This window comes from Veillonella infantium (assembly GCF_002959895.1).
GTDB classification, from domain to species: domain Bacteria; phylum Bacillota; class Negativicutes; order Veillonellales; family Veillonellaceae; genus Veillonella; species Veillonella infantium.
This window is the reverse complement of sequence record NZ_PPDD01000002.1, coordinates 1-23,054: the sequence shown is the minus strand read 5'-3', so window position 1 is coordinate 23,054 and position 23,054 is coordinate 1. Positions and strand designations below refer to the sequence as shown.

Here is a 23,054-nt window from a genome sequence, read left to right as displayed (position 1 = left end):
GTAAATAGGTGAAAAGATGACTAGATACGATGATACTATTTATATTGCAGGCTTGCAAAGTTTATATAATGTTGGAGCTACACATGTACGGCGTTTCATAGAGGATTTTGGGTCGCCCTATGATGCTTGGGATGCCGTTAAGAAGGTTGAAAATTTAAAGCCTTACACACATATTCCTAACGCTGATAAACGTGCTATAGCATCATCGGCAAAGGATGAAAAGTTAGATTATATAATTCATAAAATTGACGAATATAAGATGGATTTTACTACCTTTTTAGATAAAGATTTTCCATCTATTTTGAACCATATCTATAATCCACCGGCTATATTGTTTATGCGAGGTAATAGAGCCCTTTTAGATAAACGGTTAAATCGGATTGCCCTTGTAGGGGCACGGCGGTGTTCCTTGTACGGCCGTAATGTGGCGAGAATGCTAGGTAAAGAGCTTGGTAAATACAGCACTATTATCGTCAGTGGTGGCGCAAGAGGTATCGATGCACATGGTCATGAAGGACTGTTAGCGAGTCAGGGGTATGGTATTGTAGTCATGGGGTGTGGCTTAGATATAGCATATCCTCGAGAGAATACAAAATTATTTGACCGAATCTTAGAAAACAAAGGTTTACTTGTATCTGAATACCCACCTGGTACGCCACCATCTGCTAAACATTTTCCTGCTCGAAATCGTATCATTAGTGGCCTTAGTAGAGGTGTAATCGTAGTAGAGGCAAAAGGAAGTAGTGGTTCATTGATTACGGCGGATATGGCTGTTAGCGAAGGTCGGGATGTATTTGTAGTACCTTGTAATTTATTAGACCACACGGCAGATGGCAATAAATTCCTCATGCGTAATGGCGCCTTTGTATTAACTGGTTATGAGGACATCGTTAAGGAATATCATTTAACCTTGCGAGATATGTTTAGTACTAAAGAAACACTTTCATCACCAAATAAAAGAGATACAATGGGTGTAAAAGATAGCAATCAAATAGGGAATCAGGGTCAGGGTGTTGATACACAAGGGCTCTCTATGTTAAGCTTTAATGTGGATAGGAGTCTAATCTTAAGCGAAATACCTCATGATCGATGTATCACTGTTAGTGATATTTTGAAAGCGACCTCTATTCCATTACAACAACTGCAGCCCTTATTACTAGAGTTAGAAATGGAAGGGGCTATAGAGAATCATCCGCCGAGAGGCTATATTAATATGACTAGGAGTGATATACTTGTCCATTAAACGATCAATCGTTATTGGCGAGCCAAAAGCAGCTAGTACTAGTAAAGATAGTAAAAAGAAAAGTACTAAGAAAGAGAGTACTACCATAAAGCGTAAGGTTACTAAAGAATCCCTTACTCCAATGGGGGTTGTACGGGATAAATCTGTACTACAAACCTCCGTGCCACCAGAGCAACGTGAACCACGCGTATATAATCCTGATGGCAAAGTATTGGTTATCGTAGAGTCTCCTGCTAAATCTAAAACAATTGAAAAGTTCTTAGGCCCTAACTATGTTGTAAAGGCGAGTATGGGCCACTTACGAGATTTGCCAAAATCTCAAATGGGCATCGATATCGAACATGATTTCACGCCTCGTTATAGCAATTTGGTAACTCGTAAAAAGGTTATTGATGAACTCGTTTCTTATGCAGATGAAAGCAGTGCCGTATTGCTCGCAACTGACCCTGACCGCGAAGGGGAGGCTATTTCTTGGCATTTAGCGTACATTTTAAATGTAGATCCTACATCTACATGTCGTATTACGTTCAATGAGATTACTAAAAATGCCGTAGCAGAGGCTTTAGAGTCTCCACGCACTATCGATATGAACATGGTTGATGCCCAACAAGCACGCCGTGTATTAGACCGTATCGTAGGCTATAAATTGAGTCCCTTGTTATGGAAAAAGGTTTGTAAAGGCCTCAGCGCAGGTCGTGTGCAATCCGTTGCAGTTCGACTTATCTGTGAAAGAGAGCGAGAAATTCAAGCTTTCGTGCCACAAGAATATTGGACTATTGAAGGAAACTTTGAAACACCTAAAAAAGAGGCTTTTACAGCAGAACTGACTCATATCAAAGGCGAGAAAATCGATATTACTACTGAAAGTGAAGCACAAGCCGTAGTAGATGATATTGGCGGAGCCGATGCAGTAGTGACAAATATTGAAAAGCGCAAACGTTCTCGTAAAGCGGCACCTCCGTTTACAACGTCTACGTTGCAACAAGATGGTGTGCGTAAATTGAACTTTGGTGCGAAGCGTACCATGATGATTGCGCAACATCTTTACGAAGGTCTTGAAATTGGATCCTATGGCCACGTAGGTTTGATTACGTACATGCGTACAGACTCAACGCGTATCTCTAAAGAGATGCAAGCTATGGCTAAGGACTATATTCTTCGCAACTATGGTGAAGATTATTATCCGTCTAAACCAAATATGTATGGTGCTAAGGGTTCTGCTCAAGATGCGCATGAAGCAATTCGTCCCACATCTCTTGAGCTCACACCTAAAATGGTTGAGCCCTTCTTGAGTCGTGATGAACTTAAGCTGTATACGTTAATTTGGAATCGTTTTATGGCGAGCCAAATGGCACCACAACAAAATGAATCTACAACGATTGAGTTGTCTGTTCAAAATGATTATACGTTTAAAGCTACAGGCTCTCGTGTTATCTTCCCTGGCTTTAGCGCCGTTTATGAAGATACAAAAAAAGAGGATGCTCCTCAATTGCCTGCTCTTAAAAAGAATGATGCAGCCCATACGGTAGAGGTATTGCCTGAACAACATTTCACGCAACCACCTCCTCGTTACTCTGAGGCGAGTCTTATCAAAACATTGGAAGAACTCGGTATTGGTCGTCCTAGTACGTATGCACCAATTCTAGATACAATCGTTAGCCGTAACTATGTAGAAAATACGAATAAACAATTCGTTCCAACAGAGTTAGGCTTTGTAGTAGTAGACTTCTTGATCGCGTACTTTGAAAAAATCATCAACACTGGCTTTACGCGAGACCTTGAAGAAGAACTTGATGCTATTGCATCTGGTAAAGATACGTATGTAAAAGTATTATCTGACTTCTACGAGGTATTTGCTAAAGAGCTAGAAGATGCAAGCGATGTAGATCGCATTGAAATTGCATCTATGGAAAGCGATGAAACCTGTGAACTTTGCAATAGTCCAATGGTATATAAATTTGGTCGCTATGGTAAGTTCTTAGCATGTTCTAATTTCCCAGAATGTAAAAATACTAAACCTATTACAGTAAGTACAGGTGTAACTTGCCCTAAATGTAAGGACGGGGAAATCGTAGAACGTAAGTCTCGTCGTGGTCGTTTATTCTACGGCTGCAATCGATACCCACAATGTGACTTTACATTATGGGATAAACCAACCCATGATTTCTGTGACACATGTGGTTCTATTATGGTTGAAAAGACATATAAAAATGGGACAACTAAAAAGTTCTGTTCCAATGAAACATGTCCAACTAGGCCACCAAAGAAAACAAGAAAGAAAAAAAGCGAAGCTAGTGAAGAAACTGTAAAAGAATCTAAAGAGTCTAAAGAGTCTAAAAAGTCTAGCAAAGCTAAAAAAGAGGAAACAACAGTTGAATAATAAAAATGTTATTGTTATTGGTGCGGGCCTAGCAGGTTCTGAGGCGGCTTGGCAACTCGCTAATCGAGGCATTCATGTAGACTTATATGAAATGCGCCCTGTAAAGAGTTCTCCAGCGCACCAAACAGATCAATTTGCAGAGCTCGTATGTAGTAACTCCTTGCGGGCTGGCAATATTGAAAATGCAGTAGGTCTTTTAAAAGAAGAAATGCGTCGTTTAGGTTCCCTTATTATGGAATGTGCCGATGCAACTGCTGTACCTGCCGGTGGCGCCTTAGCCGTTGATCGTCATTTATTTAGTGAAATGGTGACGAAAAAGGTAAAGGGTCATCCTAATATCACAGTTCACCATGAAGAGGTGACGGAGATTCCTGCTGAAGGCACTGTTATTTTGGCTTCTGGTCCACTTACGTCTGAAGCATTAGGCGATAAAATAAAAGCCTTAACAGGTGAAACAGGTTTTTATTTCTACGATGCAGCAGCTCCTATTGTTACCGCAGAATCTTTGAATTACGACAAAGTATTTGCCGCTTCTCGTTACGACAAGGGCGATGCAGATTACCTTAATTGTCCTATGACAGAAGAGGAATACAAAGCATTCTGGCGTGAGCTCACTACGGCTGAAGCCGTGCAACCGAAGGATTTTGAAAAGGAAATCTACTTTGAAGGTTGCATGCCTGTTGAAATCATGGCGAGCCGTGGGGAAGACACTTTACGCTATGGTCCACTTAAACCAGTTGGCTTAGTAGATAAACGGACTAATGAGGAATCTTATGCAGTAGTACAATTGCGTAAGGAGAATAAAGAAGGCACCATGTTTAACTTGGTAGGTTTCCAAACTCATTTAAAATGGGGCGAACAAAAGCGTGTGTTTGGTATGATTCCAGGTCTAGAAAATGCTGAATTCGTTCGTTATGGCGTTATGCACCGCAATACATATATTAACTCTCCTGAGTTATTGAATCATGCGTTCCAACTTAAAAAGGAACCACGTCTATTCTTCGCTGGTCAAATGACAGGCGTAGAAGGGTATTTAGAATCTGCTGCGAGTGGTCTTATGGTAGGTTTACAAGTGGATCGTTATTTGGAAGAACGTCCATTTATAGACTTCCCTAAAACTACGGCAATTGGTTCTCTTAGCCACTATATTTCTAACTACGAAGGGTCTAACTTCCAACCGATGAATGTCAACTTTGGCATCATGGATCCATGGCCTCAAAAAGTACGTAAGAAAAAAGAGAAGAATGCACTCATTGCTAATCGAGCATTAGAAGAGCTAGATGCATTAAAAGCTAAAGAAAATTTGTAAGACAAGGTTTTATATATATTGATTTAGCTTGCTAGGAAAATCGTAAATTATAGCTTACATATAAAAATCCTTCATTCAAAGGGCAAACCTACGAATGAAGGACTTTTTTTGTTATTTTTTGTTTTATTTACGCTTTTTAGTTTTAACTGTTGGCTCTGTAGCAACTTTAACAGCTTGATTTTTCTTTTCTAGATAGCCTAGATAGATAAATACACAGATGCCCACAATGATTGCTACAAGGCTAGTCATTTGAGCAGATTTTAAACCTAATGTTAGATTTACATAATCACCACGCAAGAACTCTAAGAAGAAACGAGCTGTAGAGTAGAGAATAGCGTATAGGACAAATACTTGGCCTTTAGCATGTTTGAAGGAACCGAATAATAGGAGGGCTACAAAGATAAGAATGTCGATTTGACCTTCCCAGATTTCGGCTGGCCATAATGGTTGATTGCCGTAGGTGCGATGTGCTAACGTGCTTTCAGGGTAGAGAATACCAAAATTACCGCCCGTAGGATGACCAAAGGCATCGCCATTTAAGAGATTTGCCATACGGCCTACAGATTGTGCCAAAATCAATGCTGGTGCGAATAAATCGGCAAAGGCCCAAAAGTCGATATTATTTTTACGTAAGTACCAATAGCCTGCAATGGTGCCAAGAACGACACCTCCTTGAATGGCCATGCCACCTTGCCATACAAAGGGGATTTCTAGTAAATGATTGCCATAGTACTGCCAATCAAAGAAGAATACATCCCATAATCTGGCACCAATGAGACCTGCTACGGCAACAGTAATGGAAAAGTCGATGATATGTTCATGCCAACCACGACCATCTTTTTTTAATAAAACATAGGCAACCGAGGCACCACAGATGATAGCTAAGGCTAACATGGCACCATAAGCCCTGATAGGAAAGTCACCTATAAAAAATAGATATTGATGCATATTAAACTCCTTATGTGATAACTTTTATTATATAAAGTAAATTATAAATTACATGCACCCTTCATGCAACAAATGAGATGAATTCTATATAATATGGTATAATATAGAGATTAAAATTATATCCCCTTATGGGGCTAGAGTTAGGAGAGTTCATGATTCGTAAATCTACTATTTTAAAATCTTTAACAGCTTTAGTAATGTCAGCTTTATCCAGTACTGCTGTTCAAGCAGAAGTATTAGTTCCTATAGATCAATTTTTAGCGAATACTACGCGTCATTACGAAGCTAATCAATATAAAACATCCTATACAGTATATGTACCTCAAACAGAGTTACAAGGGAATACTATTATTTTAAATCCTGCTGCTGTAGGTGAACCTGTAAAATTGCCTACCACAAGTAAAAATGGGATGACTTATGTTGATATAGAGTCTGATCCAGCTATGCTTGGTGTAAATTATACAAAGAATAATGGACAATTAACATTAGGTCCTGCTCCGCAAGCTTCTACTGTAAAAGCTCCGTATACAATGCAAACACCATTGTCCTGGGCCTTTGACCCATGGCCAACACAGGGAACTCCATATCAAGCAAAACTGAATACTAGTGGTGATAATATCATTTCTCCAAGCTGGTTCAAATTGCATAGCCTTGGCCTCGAAGCAAGTCCTAATGTAAGTATTGATTATGTTAACGATTATAAGAGTAAAGGTTATCACGTATGGCCATTAATTACGAATCGATTCGATCCTGGCTTTACTAGTGGCATTTTAGCAGACCAATCGGTATGGAAAAAATATGCTCATAACCTTGTTCAATATGCCTATATTTACGGCTTTGATGGTTATAACTTTGACTTTGAAAACATCGACTATGCTGACCGCGATCGTTTAACAGCGTTTGTAGCGTATTTGTCTAACCAGTTACATCAATACAATATTAAAACATCCATTGATGTAACTGGTTATTCTGATAGCCCTGAATGGTCTTTAGTATATAATCGCAGTGCCCTTGCTAATTCCGTAGACTATGTGGTTCTCATGGCCTATGACGAAACATGGGCTAAAAGTACAACAGCAGGTCCTGTAGCAAGTTATCCATGGGTTCGTAATCATACAGAGAAAATGATTTCTGAAGTACCTTCTCAAAAACTAGTGCTGGGGGTACCATTCTATATGCGTTTATGGCATGATACTAATGGCTATGCAAAAGGCGAAACTTTGGCTATGAAAAACACAGGTAGCTATTTTGCAAATTACAAAGATAAAATGACTTGGGATGATCGATTAAAACTATATTATTTATCCATCCCAACTGGCTCTGGTTCTGACCGTATCTGGTTTGAAGATAATACGTCTTTAGGTTTGAAACTAGATCTCGTAAAAGAATTACAGCTTGGTGGTTTTGCTGCATGGCGTAAAGGCTTTGAAGATGAAAGTACTATCGCTATGATTCAAGGTAAAGACTTAGGACGTGGCATTCCTAAATCTCCTACAGCGGTTGCTCCTGAACCTGTAGTAGAAGAAACAAAACCATTAACTAAGCTTGAACAATACAAATTGCGCTTAGAAGAAAAAGAAAAGGCAAAAGCCGCGAAGGCTGAAGCTAAACGCAAAGCTAAAGAGGAAAAAGAATTAGCTAAACGAAAAGCTAAAGAAGAAGCTGAACAAGCAAAAGCTGAGAAAAAACGTCAAGCAGAGGAAGCTAAGGCAGAGAAAAAACGTTTAACAAAATCTGTACAAGTAGTAAAACGCTAGAGTTTGACTGCTTTCATAGTACGTAGTAAAATAAAAATATTGATTATAAAACGGCAACTAATGAGGTTGACTATATGAGGAGGCCCCTACATGAATGAAAAATATGTAGCCCAAGATATTGAGAAAAAGTGGCAACAGTATTGGGAAGATAACCATACATTTAAAACAGAATATGATGAATCTAAAGAAAAATACTATGTATTAGAAATGTTCCCGTACCCATCTGGTAACTTACACATGGGTCACGTGCGTAACTATTCCATCGGCGACGTAGTAGCTCGTTTCAAAAAAATGAAGGGCTTCAACGTGCTGCATCCAATGGGCTGGGACTCCTTTGGTATGCCTGCTGAAAATGCGGCTATCAAACATGGTATTGCACCTAAAACATGGACACTGGACAACATCGAGAACATGAAATTGCAACAAAAAGCACTTGGTTTGTCCTATGATTGGGACCGTGAAGTTGCAACATGTAAAGAAGATTATTACAAATGGACCCAATGGTTCTTCCAACAATTTTATAAAAAAGGCTTAGCATACAAAAAAGAAGCTAAAGTAAACTGGTGTGAAACGTGCCATACTGTATTGGCGAACGAACAAGTTATCGACGGTGCTTGCTGGCGCTGTGATAACCCAGTTGAGAAAAAAGATTTGTCTCAATGGTTCTTGCGTATTACAGAATATGCTGATCGCTTGTTAACTGATTTAGACACTCTTGATCACTGGCCACAACGTGTTAAATTGATGCAAAAGAACTGGATTGGTCGCTCTGAAGGTACAGAGTTCTCCTTCGAAGTTCCATCCATCAATGAACGTGTATCTGTGTATACAACACGTGTAGATACTATTTACGGCGTAAGCTATGTTGTATTAGCTCCTGAACATCCATATGTAGAACGCCTTATTGAAAATGCTCCTAATAAAGCTGAACTAGAAGCTTTCATTACGCGTATGCGCAATATGAGCGATATCGACCGTACATCTACAGATGCACCAAAAGAAGGTATGTTCACTGGTTCCTATGCAGTAAACCCTATGTCTGGCGAACAAGTTCCAGTTTGGATTGCAAACTATGTATTAGTAGACTATGGTACAGGCGCCGTTATGGGTTCACCAGCACATGATGAACGTGACTGGGAGTTTGCTCATAAATATGACTTGCCTATTAAACAAGTTGTAGCTCGTGAAGGCGAAGAATATAGCCTTGAAAAATGGCAAGAATGGTACCATGAAGATGGTATTCTAGTTAACTCTGGTGATTTTAACGGCCAAACATCTGAAGAGGCTCGTAAAAATATTACAGCTGCTCTTAATGAACGCGGTATTGGTGAAGGTAAAGTAAACTTCCGCCTTCGTGACTGGTTGATTTCTCGTCAACGTTACTGGGGCGTGCCAATTCCTGTCGTATATTGTGAAAAATGTGGTGAACAACTCGTTCCTGAAGAAGAATTGCCAGTACGCTTGCCAGAGGATGTTAAATTTGAATCTGGTGCCGTATCTCCATTGGCTACATCTGAAAGCTTCCTAAACACTACATGTCCTAAATGTGGTGGCCCTGCACGTCGTGAGACAGATACGATGGACACATTTATCGATTCCTCTTGGTACTTCTTGCGCTATACAGATGCTAAAAATGACCAAGCTCCATTCGATAAAAAAATTGCTAATTACTGGATGAACGTTGACCAATATATCGGTGGTATTGAACATGCGATCTTGCACTTGTTATACTCTCGATTCTTTGTGAAAGTTATTCATGATTTAGGCCTTATCGAAGCTAACGAACCATTCCGTGGTTTGTTGACACAAGGTATGGTTCTTAAAGAAGGCAGCAAGATGTCTAAATCCAAAGGTAATGTAGTTTCTCCTGAAGAAATTATCAATACTTATGGTGCAGACACTGCCCGTTTGTTCATTCTCTTTGCGGCTCCTGTAGATCGTGACCTCGATTGGTCTGACCAAGGTGTTGAAGGCTCTTATCGTTTCTTAGGTCGTGTATGGCGTATCGTTGATGCATACAACGAAGAAGGTAAGAAAAATGTAACTGGTGAACTTACAAAAGACGAATTCGCTTTGCGTCGCGAGTTACACCGGGTTATCAAAAAGGTAACAGAAGATCTCGATAACAACTTCAACTTCAATACAGCCATTTCTGCCATCATGGAACTTGTAAATGCTATGTACGCTCATAAGGATAAAGCTGAAACAATCAATAGCGCTTTGGCTAATGAATTGACTCATTCTTTATTACTTCTTTTAGCTCCATTCGTTCCTCATATGACAGAAGAGTTGTGGCATGAATTGGGTGAAACTACATCCATCCACACTGAAAACTGGCCTGTATATGAAGAGGCAGCTCTTGTTGTAGATGAAGTAGAAGTAGTATTACAAGTAAATGGTAAAGTTCGCGATAAACTTACTGTTTCTGTAAATATTACGAAAGAAGAATTAGAAACATTGGCTAAAGAATCTAGCCGTGTTCAAGAGTTTACAGAAGGTAAAAATATCGTAAAAGTTATTTACGTACCGGGTAAACTTGTAAATATCGTTGTTAAATAACGATATTCTATTCGTTTAATACTGTAAGCCCCCAACTACATAGGTAGAAGGGGGCTTATTTTATAGTGAGGTAATTATGGCAAAACGTAGCGATTATATTTCTTGGGATGAATACTTCATGGGCGTTGCCATTTTGGCAGCACAACGTTCTAAAGATCCAAATACGCAAGTTGGTGCATGTATCGTAAGCAATGATAATAAAATTTTATCTATTGGTTACAATGGTATGCCTTTAAACTGTAGTGATGATGATTTCACTTGGGAACGCGATACGGCAGACGATAATAAATATTTCTATACCGTACATAGCGAACTCAATGCTATCCTAAACTATCGAGGCGGCTCTCTAGAGGGCTCTAAGATTTATGTAACCCTTTTCCCATGTAACGAATGTGCCAAAGCCATCATTCAAAGTGGTATTAAGGCCGTTATTTATCGCGATGATCTCTATAAGGATACAAAAGAGGTAAAAGCATCTAAGCGGATGCTTAATACAGCAGGTGTAGAAATTATTGAGTATAAACCTACAGGACGTACACTACATATTACCGTATGATAATCTATATATTCCTAGACTTTTTTGGAATATTCTTGTGTAGCGATTCTACCGAAGGCAAGTCACATATTACAAGAAAAACCCTTATCTATTAATAGTAGATAAGGGTTTTTGTTATATTTGTACGCCGAATAGGCATGACTAAACCCCCAGTTAAACTGGGGGTCGGTAAAAATTCTTAGAGAAAAGGAAAGAACCTCCTAGTGATAGAATGAAGTTGGTCTGGCAACCACAACATTTCAACATAGGAGGTTCAATGTCAATGAATGACGTAAAAAGCTTATCACATAGTAAATGGAGATGTAAATATCATATTGTTTTTGCTCCAAAGTATAGAAGACAAATAATTTACGGTCGGATAAAAGCTGATATAGGTAAAATCTTACGAGATTTATGTAAGAGAAAAAATGTAGAGATAATAGAAGCGGAATGCTGTCCGGATCATATTCATATGTTAGTAACGATACCACCACATTTAAGCGTATCGAGTTTTATGGGATATTTAAAAAGTAAAAGTAGCCTCATGATATTCGATAAACACGCAAATTTAAAATATAAGTATGGAAATAGACATTTCTGGTGTAGAGGATATTATGTGGATACGGTAGGACGATATGAAGGAGCGATAAAAGAGTATATTCGCAATCAACTACAAGAGGATATAGCGCAAGATACATTAAACTTTAAAGAATACACCGACCCGTTTACGGGTGAGCCAGTAAAATAGGCAAAATAAAAGCCCCCGAGTAGGGGGCAGCCAGTGGTAATAGAGTGGTTGTCAGATCATTCAATGCCCTCTTTAGAGGGCCACCACTAGAGAAAGACCCTTATAGGGTCAGAGCAAACCACCCGTTCTACGGGTGGTTATGATTATTAATGTGCTTTTATAATCTATTTGTTATTAAAATGATTTTTTCCCTAGTGTAGGGTGACTACAACGTTTTAGTGTTAATGTATCAATCATGTGGACTGCTTCATCCAATGTGATATCCTCACGCTTTGTCGGTGTTTCGAGGACAGCCAAAGGATGGTCAGTGCCTACCTCACCAGAGGGCAAGTAAATATATTCTTGGTTGATAGTATCACCAAAGATATATCCTGCTTGTAAATGTTCTTTATGAATGCGACTCATGGGCTCTCCTTACATAATTTCTTTCAGTCTAAAGTCTAGGTAATCTGCAGACACTAGCTCTAATTTAGTAGAACCAAATTCCTTTGGAATGCGCTTAAAGGATATTTGATCGTGTAAATGTCCAAAGATACAAGTATCTACATTGTATGTCTCCATGAGTGCTGTAAAGCCTGAAGGAGCGTTGGACTCATTGAACGGAGGGTAGTGTAACAATAACAGTTTTGTTACTGGTGTGTTGTGTATGTCTATTGTTAATGGCTCTGTTGTTTTAGAACCTGTTGTTTCTATGGTTGTTTCAGAATCTGTTGTTTCTATGGTTGTTTCCGCTGTGAGTTGTTGTAGGAGTCTTTCCACAGCCACATCCATTTCTTGTAATGCTGCTTCGGTGCGCATCAATTCTCTTTCGTAAATCGATTGGTCCGTTTCTGGTGAGAAATGGGAGTCGCCAGGGCAGAGATAGGCACGCGTTCCACCAAAAGCGATGATGTGAGGGCCTTCTTCTGTTTGAATGAGCTGTGCTGTACCATGACCTTGTAAAAAGGTGATAGCATCGCCCATGAGATTTCTCATCTTGTTAGCGGAGGCCCACCAGTAGTCGTGATTGCCGCGGATCATATATTTCTTGCCCGGCATGGATGCAATTTCTTGTAAGTCGCAAGCTGCTTCATCTAGTCGAAGGGCCCAACTCATGTCACCTACGAGAAAGACTATATCTTCGTCTGTTACACGGGAGATCCAATCTTCTTTGATGCGGCTCCAGTGATTATCCCAATGGGGACCAAAAATATCCATCGGCTTCGTTGGAGGATTGCCAGATAGATGGAGATCGCCGATGGCAAATACTTTCATAAACATCCTTTCAAATATATTAAAATTATTTAGATACAATTTGTATATTAAACTATTTAGAGGCGTGGAAGTACGGCGCAATGTCTTGAATGATTTTTGCAGCTCGTTCCTCGTCGCACGTTTGAGGAATTTTGTAACCCACGTAAAGTGGTGTTGTGACATAACGGGCTACTACCTTGATATAGTCGTAACCATCCTCAAGATTATATACAAAATAGTTATAAGACTGACTGTAATTAGCGATGCTACGCAAAACATAACGTAGCACTTGTTGCAATCGGACGGACACAGAACGAACGGGCGCATCTGGTTTGAATCGAATGTTGTACTCGAAGAAACCAATGATGGGCTGTGTAGATAAGGTGATGCGCACATCTTGATCTTCGTACAAGAGCCAGCCTTCCATATTTTGGGCCGTAATATCTTCGTGGTAATCGTAATCCTCAAGGCCTATAATTTGGCTGTGAGGGTGGCGGATGGAACCGCCAGACATGTATCCGTGATTTTTGAAGAAGAGTACTGATTTGAACTCTTTCCGTTCTCGTGTTTCACGCCATTTATCTAGGCCAAATTGGAGAATACGAGCCGCTTCATCGGCAGGCAATGTAGAAAATTCGCCTTCGTCCGTTTCCGTTTCAATAATAACTGTTGGCCATGTTTTATCTAATACAGGATATTTGTTCATGAGCCATATGATATGACCTGATGTATCTAGAATATCCGTTAATTTTGAACGATCACAGAAGGGGCAGCGCACTTCTTCGTTCCGAATATTAACAGGCTTTGTGCGCCCTAGTGCGATGTTAAATCGTAGTGGTTTATTCATCATGTGCCTCCTTCCGTATAAGAAAATCTATACTCTTAATCATACCATAATTAGCCCATTCGTACATGAAATAATGGTATAATAATAGGGTATTATTTTAACGATTAAGGAGGCCCTATGAAACCGACGACGCTCGTATTTCCTATTGATGAACAAAATCGCATATTGCTAGGTCGTAAGAAACGCGGTTTCGGGGCTGATAAATATAATGGATTTGGCGGTAAACTCGAGGCTGGTGAAAGCTTCCGAGACTGTGCTATCCGTGAGTTGTTTGAGGAATCTGGACTTTATGGACGTCCAGAAGATTTAGAATGTGTGGCTGCCTTTGACTTTCAATTTCCTTTTGATGAAAGCTTAACCCATGTAGGTTATGTATATTTTTTGCGTACTTTCACAGGTAATGTAGAGGAAACGGACGAAATGGAGCCTCATTGGCTCACAATCGATGAAATTCCCTATGAGCACATGTGGGATGGTGACCGCCAATGGTTGCCAATGCTGTTAGAAGGCAAGAAACTAAAAGGACCTATCGTATTTGGTCGAGACAATAGTACGGTAGATAAGATGGATTTGACCACTGTAGATATCGTTCTTGAAAGCGAACATTTGGCGCGTATTGATCTGTATATTAACGGATAAGTTGGACCTTATTAGCTTGCATCAAGATAAGACTAGTGGATATTAAAGTACAAAAAGGGGCTATGTAGTTACGAAAGTGGTACTAGAGTCCTAAATTTATAATATATTGAGGTAATATGACTGATAAAAAGAACCCTAAGTGGGTGCCACAGCTATTGACGTGGTATGATGTGCATAAACGGGAGTTGCCATGGCGCGATTGTGGAGACCCTTATAAGATTTGGGTGTCTGAGGTGATGAGCCAGCAGACGCGCATTGAGGCGATGAAGCCCTACTATGACAACTGGATGCGTTTATTCCCAACCTTGGAGGATTTAGCAAAGGCTACTGAGGATGAGGTCGTTCACGCTTGGCAGGGGCTTGGTTACTATAGCCGTGCTCGTAACTTGCGCCTTGGCGTGAAGGATGTCGTAGAAAACTACGGTGGCATCGTGCCCCGTGACCGTAAGACTATGGAATCCTTGAAGGGCGTAGGATCTTATACAGCTGGGGCCGTGCTATCTATGGCATACAACGAACCAGAGGTAGCTGTGGACGGCAACGTGCTGCGCATTTACGCTCGTTTATATCGCATCTTTGATGATATTTTGAGCACTAAAGGTAAGAAGGCCATAACTGCTATTGTAGAGGACACATTACCTCACGATCGGCCTGGAGATTTTAACCAAGCCTTGATGGATTTTGGTTCTGCTGTGTGCATTCCAAAGTCTCCACGCTGTGGGGAGTGCCCTATTGTAAACATGTGCGAAGCATACCAACATAAGGATACAGACAAATTACCTGTGCGCATAAAGAAAACGAAGGTCGTAGAGGTTCCTCTATTTGTAGGTATCTTACAATACAAAGATTACTATCTATTGCATAAACGACCTAATCGTGGGTTGTTACGATCCATGTGGGAATTCCCTTCGGTGGAAATGGTATCTACCTTTGACGAGGGTGAACGAGGCCTTGAAGAATTAGTTCAGGACCTAGGTTTTGAACTATCTTTACAACCTGTATTAGTAAAAGAAATAACACATATTTTCTCTCATCGGAAATGGTTTATGAAAGCATTCCGTGGCGATTTAACGTATGCAGGAGATGCTAAAAATATAACAATCGAAGCTATTCAAAAGCAATTGCCAAAGGACTGGATGCTCATCAAGCGCGATGAGTTCGCCGACTATGCTTGGGCAGGTCCTCATGGTAAATTGACGGAGATGGCAAAGTAATTTGTAGGAGCAATGAATGAGACTACTATTTAATATCATTTTTTCTGCTATCCTCATAATAGGATTGGTAGGATTTTGGGCGCTTTTCCTCAACTTGTGGAAGCCTAAAAAGAAATGGCCTGCTTGGGTAGGTTATCTAATTATTATCGGTGCGTGGTTCGCTGCTATCCGATACTATATACTCAATCAAGTGGATCTATACGGAACGATGTATTATCCGTTGATGAATATATTCCGTACTGAAAGTTATGGTTTCCTTTTTGGTTTATTCTTGGCTATTCCTGTGTTTATTGTGCTTGGCCTATTATACTGGGCGGTCAATAAGATTTGGAGTAAAACGCCAGAGGAAAATAGAACGGGCCGCCGTGCCTTCTTTAGAACGGCAGCTACAGTAGTGCCGTTAGCAACCATAGGCGGTTCTAGCTATGCAGCCTATGTAGGGCAACATGAGATTGAGGTTACTCATGAAAGCTTCGGTTATACGAATTTACCGCCTGGGTTAAAGGATTATAAAATCGTTCAACTCAGCGATATTCATGTAGGGCCAAGCATCGACTTAGATGATCTTGATGAAATTTTAAAGCTCGCCCTTGTAGAAAAGCCTAATCGCGTTGTTATTACTGGTGACCTCATCGATAAAATTGCTTGGTTGCCTCAAGTCTGTGAAAGACTGACGACCTTTGCAAAACAAATTCCAGACGGTGTAGATTTTATATTAGGTAATCACGAATACCATCACGATGTGAATAAGGTACTAGATGAACTAAAACACAATACACCAATGAATATTCTTGTGAATAGCAATATTCAAATTATGGGTGGTAAACAACCGGTATATATTGCGGGGGTTGCGTACGACAATGATCGAGAAAAAGAAAAACGTGAAGCTATGATTGATAAGGCTTTATCCGGTATTCCAGACTATGCCTTTGTTATCCTATTGGCGCATCACCCCGAATTCTTTGAAGAAGCCATTGAACGTAAAATTCCGTTGACCCTCTCTGGTCATACTCATGGTGGTCAAATTGTATTTATGGGCGTTCCTGTAGTGCCAACTGGCACTCCATATACAAAAGGGCGCTATGTAGAAGAACAAAGCGTGTGCTACGTCAATAACGGTACAGGCCACTGGTTCCCAATCCGTATTAACTGCCCACGAGAAATTACAGTTATTACATTCTTTGACGGAGTAGCATAGAAGTAAAGGTGAGCTCCTTAGAATAAAAGATGAGCTCATTATAGGGATACAAAAATGTATAATACATCCTTTATCCATAAATTTCTTATATGTATCATTCTACTTGCTATATTTGATATCTCTCTAATCTACGACATGACAGCAGATATATATAAAGGATATCTCAAAATAGCAATACTAGTGGCAGTTGGATGCCATTTAGATATATACCTGGAACTCAGTAAACAAGAAGAACTGATAATACAAGCATTCAAAAATGATACATTTAACGAGACCTATGAACTATTAAGTACGAAACAGATGGTTTTTATCATATCCTTTGTCGTATTAATGACTATAAATGTTATTAAATTTTAGAAAATCATAGGGAATAAATTAAAAGAGGTGTTGTATATGAAAATACAATACCTCTTTTTATTATATGAACTTATATAAAATTTATGATATATTAGAGTTAAAATTTTGTTTGTGTTGATTACCATTCTTTACTCTATGTAAATGGAGGTATCTTATTTATTATTGAAATCATTGCAACATTTAAACTTAAGTCCTCAAAAAGCTATTCTAATGCGAAGGTTTTTCGGTATTATTTATATTTCATGACAGCCATATTATTGTGGATGATGTTTAATTGAATGATTAACTAAATCGAAGCGTTCGCTATTGTAGATCTATTTTATAGGTGCAGATTAATGTATAGTAAATTTTTTATCTACAGAGTTATTATATGTACTATTCCAATTATTCTTATGGATATAGCTCTTATTAGTGCAATGATAACTGGTGGATACGAAGGAAATATAAAAGCAGCAATACTTGCGGCAATAGTATTCCATATACTTTTATATATACTCGGTCGTAAACAAGTAAAGCTATTAATAGAAGCATTTAAGCAAAATGGGTTTAAAGAGATTAATAATCTATTCAATATGACATATGTTTTTTTAATCGTATTTTTTATGATATTAATTGCTATAAAACTCTTAAGGTATTAGAGATAAGGTTTTTAGTTGTATTGTGAAAGTATAGTGTTTATGTTGGAAGTAAATATATGTTTTTAAAGCTTTATAATTATTTTGTACGAGGTTTAGTACTTTTTTTACTTATATGTATTCCATATAGTCTTGTCACAAACCCAGAGTTGATTGAAGATGAAGTAGACTTTTATTTCTTTGTTATCGCATATGTATTAATACTTTTGTTTTATGTGGCCTGGAATTATATTTATAACTATTTAAGACGTAAAAGAGGTTAGTATTTGTGCATATTCATTTACCATTAGTTTTAGAGGCCATCCTTTTTTCTTGGATTGCTTTATTGGATGGGAGTAGTAAAGTGAAAAGTGTTTTTAAGTTTTTATTTTATAGTATTATACTCGTGGCTATTATATTTCCTATAATTCATGTTTTACATCATTTTTTTTATGGTATTCCAATTGATGGATTACTAAGCTCATTACCATATGTATATCTTGGTATAGTAATATTTTACATTTTAGGTTTTCTTTTTATTAAATATGTAATGAAGTCATAATTTAAAATACAGCCCCAATACATTTGGTATCGGGGCTGTTTCCGTTCATTTGAGGTATGAGAGGATGTTACAGATATGTCATAGAGATGAGAGAGATTTTATTTCATGCGAACTGCTTCGCCGAATTCGTCTTCGGTCATGAGTTTTTCTTCCAAGATGATTTCTTTAATAGAGCAACCGCGTTTGTACGCTTCTTTTACTACCTTAGCACTCTTGTCGTAGCCGATGTATGGTGTTAAGGATGTGGCGATCATAAGGGATTGTTCTACGAAGAAGTTGAGTTTTTCCGGTACGAATTCTACACCGTCAATACAGTGTGTTGTGAAAGAATTCATTGCATCTACGAGGAGGCGACAGCTTTCAACAAAATCATAAATCATGATAGGCATGTACACGTTCAATTGGAACGCACCGCTGCCTGCACAGAGCGTCATAGTTGTATTATGGCCAAATACTTGGGCGCATACCATGGTCAATGCTTCGCATTGTGTAGGATTTACCTTGCCTGGCATGATGGAGGAGCCCGGTTCATTTTCAGGTAGATGCCATTCGCCGTAACCACAGCGAGGACCAGAGCCTAAGAAACGCACGTCGTTAGCGATTTTGAATAAGGTAGTCGCCAATGTATTAAGTGCACCGTGAGCCATCATAAACGCATCTTTGAGAGCTAGCCCTTGGAATTTGTTGTTCTTCACGCGGAATGGAGCACCTGTTACCTCTGGCAATACAGTTTCCATAACGTCTAGATAGCCTTTAGGCGTGTTTACACCTGTGCCGACTGCAGTGCCACCAAGGGCTACATCGAGTAGGTAGTCAGCGTTTTGAAGGAGCATAGTTTTAGCAGTTTTTAAGCCGTCCACAAAGGCGCTAATTTCTTGGTCCACCATGATGAAAGTCGCATCTTGTAGGTGAGTACGACCAACTTTTTGTAAGCCTTTTCCTTTTTCTTGTAATTTTTCAAAGGATGCGATAAGGCCGTCCAATGCAGGGATTACCCGTTTTGTAATTTCAAAGTATCCACAGATATGCATTGCCGTAGGGAATGTATCATTTGTACTTTGGCCGCGGTTTACATCGTCGTTAGGATGGAGCGGGTTGCTTTCATCTAACTGTTTAGCCCGGTGAGCGATTACCTCGTTCACATTCATGTTGGTTTGTGTGCCAGAACCTGTTTGGAATACGGTTAACGGGAACTCATCATCCCATTTGCCGTCTACGATCTCATCAACTACTTGAGCGATGAGTTTCGCTTTTTCCTCAGTTACTGCGCCACATTTTGCATTGGTTAAAGCACATGCTTTTTTTACAAGCGCAAGCGCTTTGATTTCTTCAATAGGGATACGGTGGTCACCGATCTTAAAGTTATTGAACGAGCGTTGCGTTTGAGGTCCGTAAATTCGTCTAGCGTCGACTTCGACTGGTCCCATTGAATCGTATTCAATTCTTGTTTCCATAATGTTTACAACCTCCTTAAAAGACATGCCGACCTTATCGTCGGTAATTTAATTATATAAAATCCTGTATATTTGTACAGAATAAAAGATAATGATTTCTATTTTCATATAGAAGGGAGTTGTATATGCGATTTGTGCATATAAGGGGCATAATTTATATCTATTTACATGTATACATTATAAATATCGTATATATATTGAAATCATCGCTTTAACACGTTAAAATGGAAGTAGCTTATTATATTGTTTTAAGCTCTAGTTTCACAGAGGAGGTAAGTACTTATGAAACATGACTTTATGAGCCATGACCTTCATCTGCCGGAACTGACACTACGTGGGATGCTACTTGGTGCATTGATTACTGTAATTTTTACAGCATCTAACGTATATCTCGGTTTGAAGGTTGGTTTGACATTCTCGTCATCCATTCCGGCAGCCATTATTTCAATGGCAATCTTACGTTTCTTCAAGGATTCTAACGTTCTTGAAAACAACATGGTACAAACTCAGGCTTCTGCAGCCGGTACTTTGTCCGCAATTATCTTTATCTTGCCAGGTCTACTCATGCTTGGCTATTGGAATGGCTTCCCATTCTGGCAAACATTCTTGCTCTGCGCATGCGGTGGTTCCCTTGGTGTGTTATTCACCATTCCATTGCGTCGTGCCATGGTAGTAAATAGTGATCTACCATATCCAGAAGGCCGTGCAGCAGCAGAAATCTTGAAGGTTGGTTCCCACAATGCTGGCCAAGGCCCTCAATCTAGCTCCGGTATGGGCGACATCGTATCCGGTGGTCTTGTAGCTGGTATTATCAGTCTTTGTGCAAATGGTTTCAAAGTCCTTGGCGACAGCATGAGCTTCTGGCTTCCTGTAGGTAGCAAGGGTATTACTCAAATTCCATTGGGCTTCTCTACAGCATTGTTAGGTGCTGGTTACCTTATCGGTATTGCTTCTGGTATCGCTATCCTAGTTGGTGTACTCATCGCTTGGGCTGGCTTCGTACCTTATTTAACTAATATGTTTGCTCCAGACGGCGGTGCTACAGCTAAATTTGCAATGGCTGTTTGGAAATCTAAAGTTCGTTTCATCGGTGCTGGTGCTATTGGTATCGCAGCGATTTGGACTTTGATTACATTGATTAAGCCAATCATCGAAGGTATGAAAATTTCTGTTAAATCCATGAATAGCAGTTCCACTGAACGTGCATTGCATCGTATGGATACAGATATGAGCACAAAATCTGTTATCATCGTGTTCGGTATCATCCTTTTAGGTTTAGTTCTTACATTCTGGGACTTCGTATCTGCAGTACCTATTAGTGCAGGCTTAATGTGGACACTTGTTATCGTAGGTGTTCTCGTAGCTTTGCTAATCGGCTTCTTTGTAGCTGCTGCATGTGGTTACATGGCAGGTCTTATCGGTACATCTGCATCTCCAATCTCCGGTATTGGTATCTTGGCAACTATTATTTCTTCCTTAGTGGTGTACTTCATCGCTTCTGAAAATAACTTGTTCGCTACAGAAGCAGGCGTACAATTCGCTACAGCTATGGCTATCTTTATGACATCCGTAGTTATTGCGATTGCATCTATTTCTAACGATAACTTGCAAGACTTGAAAACAGGCCAACTCGTTGGTGCTACACCTTGGCGTCAACAAATTGCATTGTTACTTGGCTCCGTAGCTGGTGCGGTTGCAATTGCTCCTGTTCTTAACTTGCTTTACCAAGCATACGGCTTCACAGGTGCGTTACCACGTCCTGAAATGGATCCTAATGCTGCATTATCTGCTCCACAAGCAACTTTGATGACTACAATTGCTCAAGGTATCTTCAGTTCTAGCATGGATTGGGATTATATCTTGATTGGCGTTGGTGTTGGCGTAGTAGCAATCATCGTTAACTTAATTCTTAAGAGCACAACAGCTTCTTTAACATTGCCTCCATTGGCAGTTGGTATGGGTATCTACTTACCTCCAACATTGGAAGTGCCTCTCATCATAGGTTCTTTCATTAGCTATTTCGTAGGCCGTTACTTAGTAGCTCGTGCTAAAATGCGTGCTGGCGAACTCGCTGAGTACGATGTTGAACAATCTAACCGCCGTGGCGTTCTCTTCGCTTCTGGTTTGATTGTTGGTGAAAGCTTGATTGGTGTAATCATAGCTGTTATTATTGTATTGTCTGTTACAACTGGTGGCGGTGAATCTCCACTTGAATTAGTAGGTCCTCAATTTGAAAGCACAGCACAATGGTTAGGATTGCTTGCATTCATCTTCTCTGGTCTCTACCTTGTTCGTCGTGTTGTAACACACAAATTCAATAAAGAAGAAGCTTTAGCGATGAAAGCTGAGCAAGAACAACAATAAGAGGTTAAACAATGAAATTAAAACAGTCTGTACTCATCATGATGGCTGCTGCATTGCCAGTAGTATCTTTCGCAGCAAGCGAAGCAATTCCTGTCACAAAAGACACTGCAACAGTGCAAGCAGTTCAAGCTGATACGAATAAAGTAAATCGCAACGATTTAACATACCGTATCTCTAGTACTGCTACACCGGAGCAAAACCGTGCGTTACGCTCTGTAGCAACTAAGGTTGATCGCGATGCAGTTGAAGTAGTAGCACCTAATGCAGACCGCTATATGGACCGCAAAGAGGTGGCTGTATCTCCAGTGGAATCAACTACAGATCATCTTGATCTAGTGTTCCCAACAGTTAAATCTGTTAGTCCAGTTGTAGAAAAAGCAATCAATAATACTATCAAAAAATACGTTGCAAAAGTACAAAACGACGTAGAAAAATTGAATGCCAAAGACGCTGATAAAACAAATGTAGTTATGTACTACGATGTTAAAACAGACAAAAATGGTATTTTCAGTGTATTGATTCATACGTACACAATGCGTGATCGTGATGCTAATGGCGTCAACTATGTAAAAGGCTTCACATTCAACACTACAACAGGTCGTCAATTATCCTTGTATGACCTTGGTGGCCTTAACAAAAAAGAATTAGTGAATGCTATCGAGAATAATCAAGATGTGAAGAATCAATTGGGCGGCGAAGTAAACATCGACAAAATGCCTACTGAATTCTACACAACTGATGACTATTCTGTTGTAATGGTATTGCAACAAGACGTGGATGCAATCCACAGTGCAGGTACCGTATATGTACCAGTTGGTAACTTACGTGACCGCCAAAATGATGTAACAAAAAAATAATCGAACTGTGTGAATTCGATTATGTGTGTATAGTAACAGCTGTTTAATTGTGAAAGAACCGCTCCTTCGGGGGCGGTTCTTTTTTGCATTGTACGCCGAATAGGCATGACTAAACCCCCAGTTAAACTGGGGGTCGGTAAAAATTCTTAGAGAAAAGGAAAGAACCTCCTAGTGATAGAATGAAGTTGGTCTGGCAACCACAACATTTCAACATAGGAGGTTCAATGTCAATGAAT

Annotated in this window: 17 protein-coding genes; 12 read left to right on the top strand and 5 right to left on the bottom strand. The window is 39.6% G+C overall.

The features are described 5' to 3' along the window. Nucleotides 1-16: 16 nt before the first annotated feature. The 3 genes from dprA to trmFO are packed head-to-tail and all read left to right on the top strand — an operon-like array spanning nucleotide 17 to nucleotide 4,932. Complete coding sequence (gene dprA, locus VCHSUH03_RS01415) at nucleotides 17-1,243, top strand: DNA-processing protein DprA (protein WP_105093814.1); 1,227 nt, start codon at nucleotides 17-19, stop codon at nucleotides 1,241-1,243. Further along, nucleotides 1,233-3,623 carry a type I DNA topoisomerase gene (gene topA, locus VCHSUH03_RS01410; protein WP_105093813.1) on the top strand — a complete coding sequence of 797 codons (2,391 nt, stop codon included), beginning with the start codon at nucleotides 1,233-1,235 and terminating at the stop codon, nucleotides 3,621-3,623. The genes dprA and topA overlap by 11 nt, the downstream gene beginning before the upstream one ends. Then, the gene (gene trmFO / locus VCHSUH03_RS01405; protein WP_105093812.1) at nucleotides 3,616-4,932 is read left to right on the top strand and encodes a methylenetetrahydrofolate--tRNA-(uracil(54)-C(5))-methyltransferase (FADH(2)-oxidizing) TrmFO; all 1,317 of its coding nucleotides are present in this window, start codon (nucleotides 3,616-3,618) and stop codon (nucleotides 4,930-4,932) included. The genes topA and trmFO overlap by 8 nt, the downstream gene beginning before the upstream one ends. A 123-nt stretch (nucleotides 4,933-5,055) precedes the next feature. Here trmFO and lgt read toward each other — a convergent pair whose 3' ends face one another. Beyond that, nucleotides 5,056-5,880 carry a prolipoprotein diacylglyceryl transferase gene (lgt, locus tag VCHSUH03_RS01400; protein ID WP_105093811.1) on the bottom strand — a complete coding sequence of 275 codons (825 nt, stop codon included), beginning with the start codon at nucleotides 5,878-5,880 and terminating at the stop codon, nucleotides 5,056-5,058. A 152-nt stretch (nucleotides 5,881-6,032) separates the two neighbouring features. Between lgt and VCHSUH03_RS01395 the strand changes: the two genes are divergently transcribed. From VCHSUH03_RS01395 to tnpA, 4 genes are all read left to right on the top strand, one after another. After that, the gene (locus tag VCHSUH03_RS01395; RefSeq protein ID WP_241567121.1) at nucleotides 6,033-7,637 is read left to right on the top strand and encodes a glycosyl hydrolase family 18 protein; all 1,605 of its coding nucleotides are present in this window, start codon (nucleotides 6,033-6,035) and stop codon (nucleotides 7,635-7,637) included. A 90-nt stretch (nucleotides 7,638-7,727) separates the two neighbouring features. Then, complete coding sequence (gene leuS, locus VCHSUH03_RS01390) at nucleotides 7,728-10,196, top strand: leucine--tRNA ligase (RefSeq protein ID WP_105093810.1); 2,469 nt, start codon at nucleotides 7,728-7,730, stop codon at nucleotides 10,194-10,196. Between the two features lie 76 nt (nucleotides 10,197-10,272). Continuing rightward, nucleotides 10,273-10,752, top strand: a complete 480-nt coding sequence (locus VCHSUH03_RS01385; RefSeq protein WP_105093809.1) for a deoxycytidylate deaminase — start codon at nucleotides 10,273-10,275, stop codon at nucleotides 10,750-10,752. A 262-nt stretch (nucleotides 10,753-11,014) separates the two neighbouring features. Beyond that, nucleotides 11,015-11,479, top strand: a complete 465-nt coding sequence (gene tnpA / locus VCHSUH03_RS01380) for an IS200/IS605 family transposase (RefSeq protein ID WP_043005932.1) — start codon at nucleotides 11,015-11,017, stop codon at nucleotides 11,477-11,479. A gap of 174 nt (nucleotides 11,480-11,653) precedes the next feature. Here tnpA and VCHSUH03_RS01375 read toward each other — a convergent pair whose 3' ends face one another. From VCHSUH03_RS01375 to VCHSUH03_RS01365, 3 genes are read right to left on the bottom strand one after another with little or no spacing between them, the layout of a single operon-like run. Further along, the gene (locus tag VCHSUH03_RS01375; RefSeq protein ID WP_005385164.1) at nucleotides 11,654-11,884 is read right to left on the bottom strand and encodes a hypothetical protein; all 231 of its coding nucleotides are present in this window, start codon (nucleotides 11,882-11,884) and stop codon (nucleotides 11,654-11,656) included. 9 nt (nucleotides 11,885-11,893) lie between these two features. Further along, a complete protein-coding gene (locus VCHSUH03_RS01370) occupies nucleotides 11,894-12,733 on the bottom strand; it encodes a metallophosphoesterase (protein WP_105093808.1) in 840 nt (279 codons plus the stop codon). Between the two features lie 52 nt (nucleotides 12,734-12,785). After that, nucleotides 12,786-13,559, bottom strand: coding sequence for a DUF4931 domain-containing protein (locus tag VCHSUH03_RS01365; RefSeq protein ID WP_105093807.1), 774 nt, complete (start codon nucleotides 13,557-13,559; stop codon nucleotides 12,786-12,788). 117 nt (nucleotides 13,560-13,676) lie between these two features. Between VCHSUH03_RS01365 and VCHSUH03_RS01360 the strand changes: the two genes are divergently transcribed. The 3 genes from VCHSUH03_RS01360 to VCHSUH03_RS01350 all read left to right on the top strand — a co-directional run bounded on the left by VCHSUH03_RS01360 (nucleotide 13,677) and on the right by VCHSUH03_RS01350 (nucleotide 16,610). Beyond that, on the top strand, nucleotides 13,677-14,198 hold the full coding sequence (locus VCHSUH03_RS01360; RefSeq protein ID WP_105093806.1) for an 8-oxo-dGTP diphosphatase: 522 nt from the start codon (nucleotides 13,677-13,679) through the stop codon (nucleotides 14,196-14,198). Between the two features lie 116 nt (nucleotides 14,199-14,314). Beyond that, nucleotides 14,315-15,412 (top strand): A/G-specific adenine glycosylase, encoded by a 1,098-nt coding sequence (gene mutY / locus VCHSUH03_RS01355; protein ID WP_105093805.1) that lies wholly within the window; start codon nucleotides 14,315-14,317, stop codon nucleotides 15,410-15,412. A 16-nt stretch (nucleotides 15,413-15,428) separates the two neighbouring features. Further along, entirely contained in the window at nucleotides 15,429-16,610 is a 1,182-nt protein-coding gene (locus VCHSUH03_RS01350; RefSeq protein WP_105093804.1) for a metallophosphoesterase, read from the top strand. A 1,631-nt stretch (nucleotides 16,611-18,241) separates the two neighbouring features. Here VCHSUH03_RS01350 and VCHSUH03_RS01325 read toward each other — a convergent pair. Continuing rightward, nucleotides 18,242-19,597, bottom strand: coding sequence for a class II fumarate hydratase (locus VCHSUH03_RS01325; protein WP_105093799.1), 1,356 nt, complete (start codon nucleotides 19,595-19,597; stop codon nucleotides 18,242-18,244). Nucleotides 19,598-19,879: 282 nt separating this feature from the next. On the opposite strand from VCHSUH03_RS01325, the gene VCHSUH03_RS01320 reads away from it, so the two are divergent. Both VCHSUH03_RS01320 and VCHSUH03_RS01315 read left to right on the top strand, forming a co-directional pair. Further along, nucleotides 19,880-21,961, top strand: a complete 2,082-nt coding sequence (locus tag VCHSUH03_RS01320) for an OPT family oligopeptide transporter (RefSeq protein WP_105093798.1) — start codon at nucleotides 19,880-19,882, stop codon at nucleotides 21,959-21,961. Nucleotides 21,962-21,972: 11 nt separating this feature from the next. Then, the gene (locus VCHSUH03_RS01315; protein WP_105093797.1) at nucleotides 21,973-22,818 is read left to right on the top strand and encodes a polysaccharide deacetylase family protein; all 846 of its coding nucleotides are present in this window, start codon (nucleotides 21,973-21,975) and stop codon (nucleotides 22,816-22,818) included. Nucleotides 22,819-23,054: the final 236 nt, after the last annotated feature.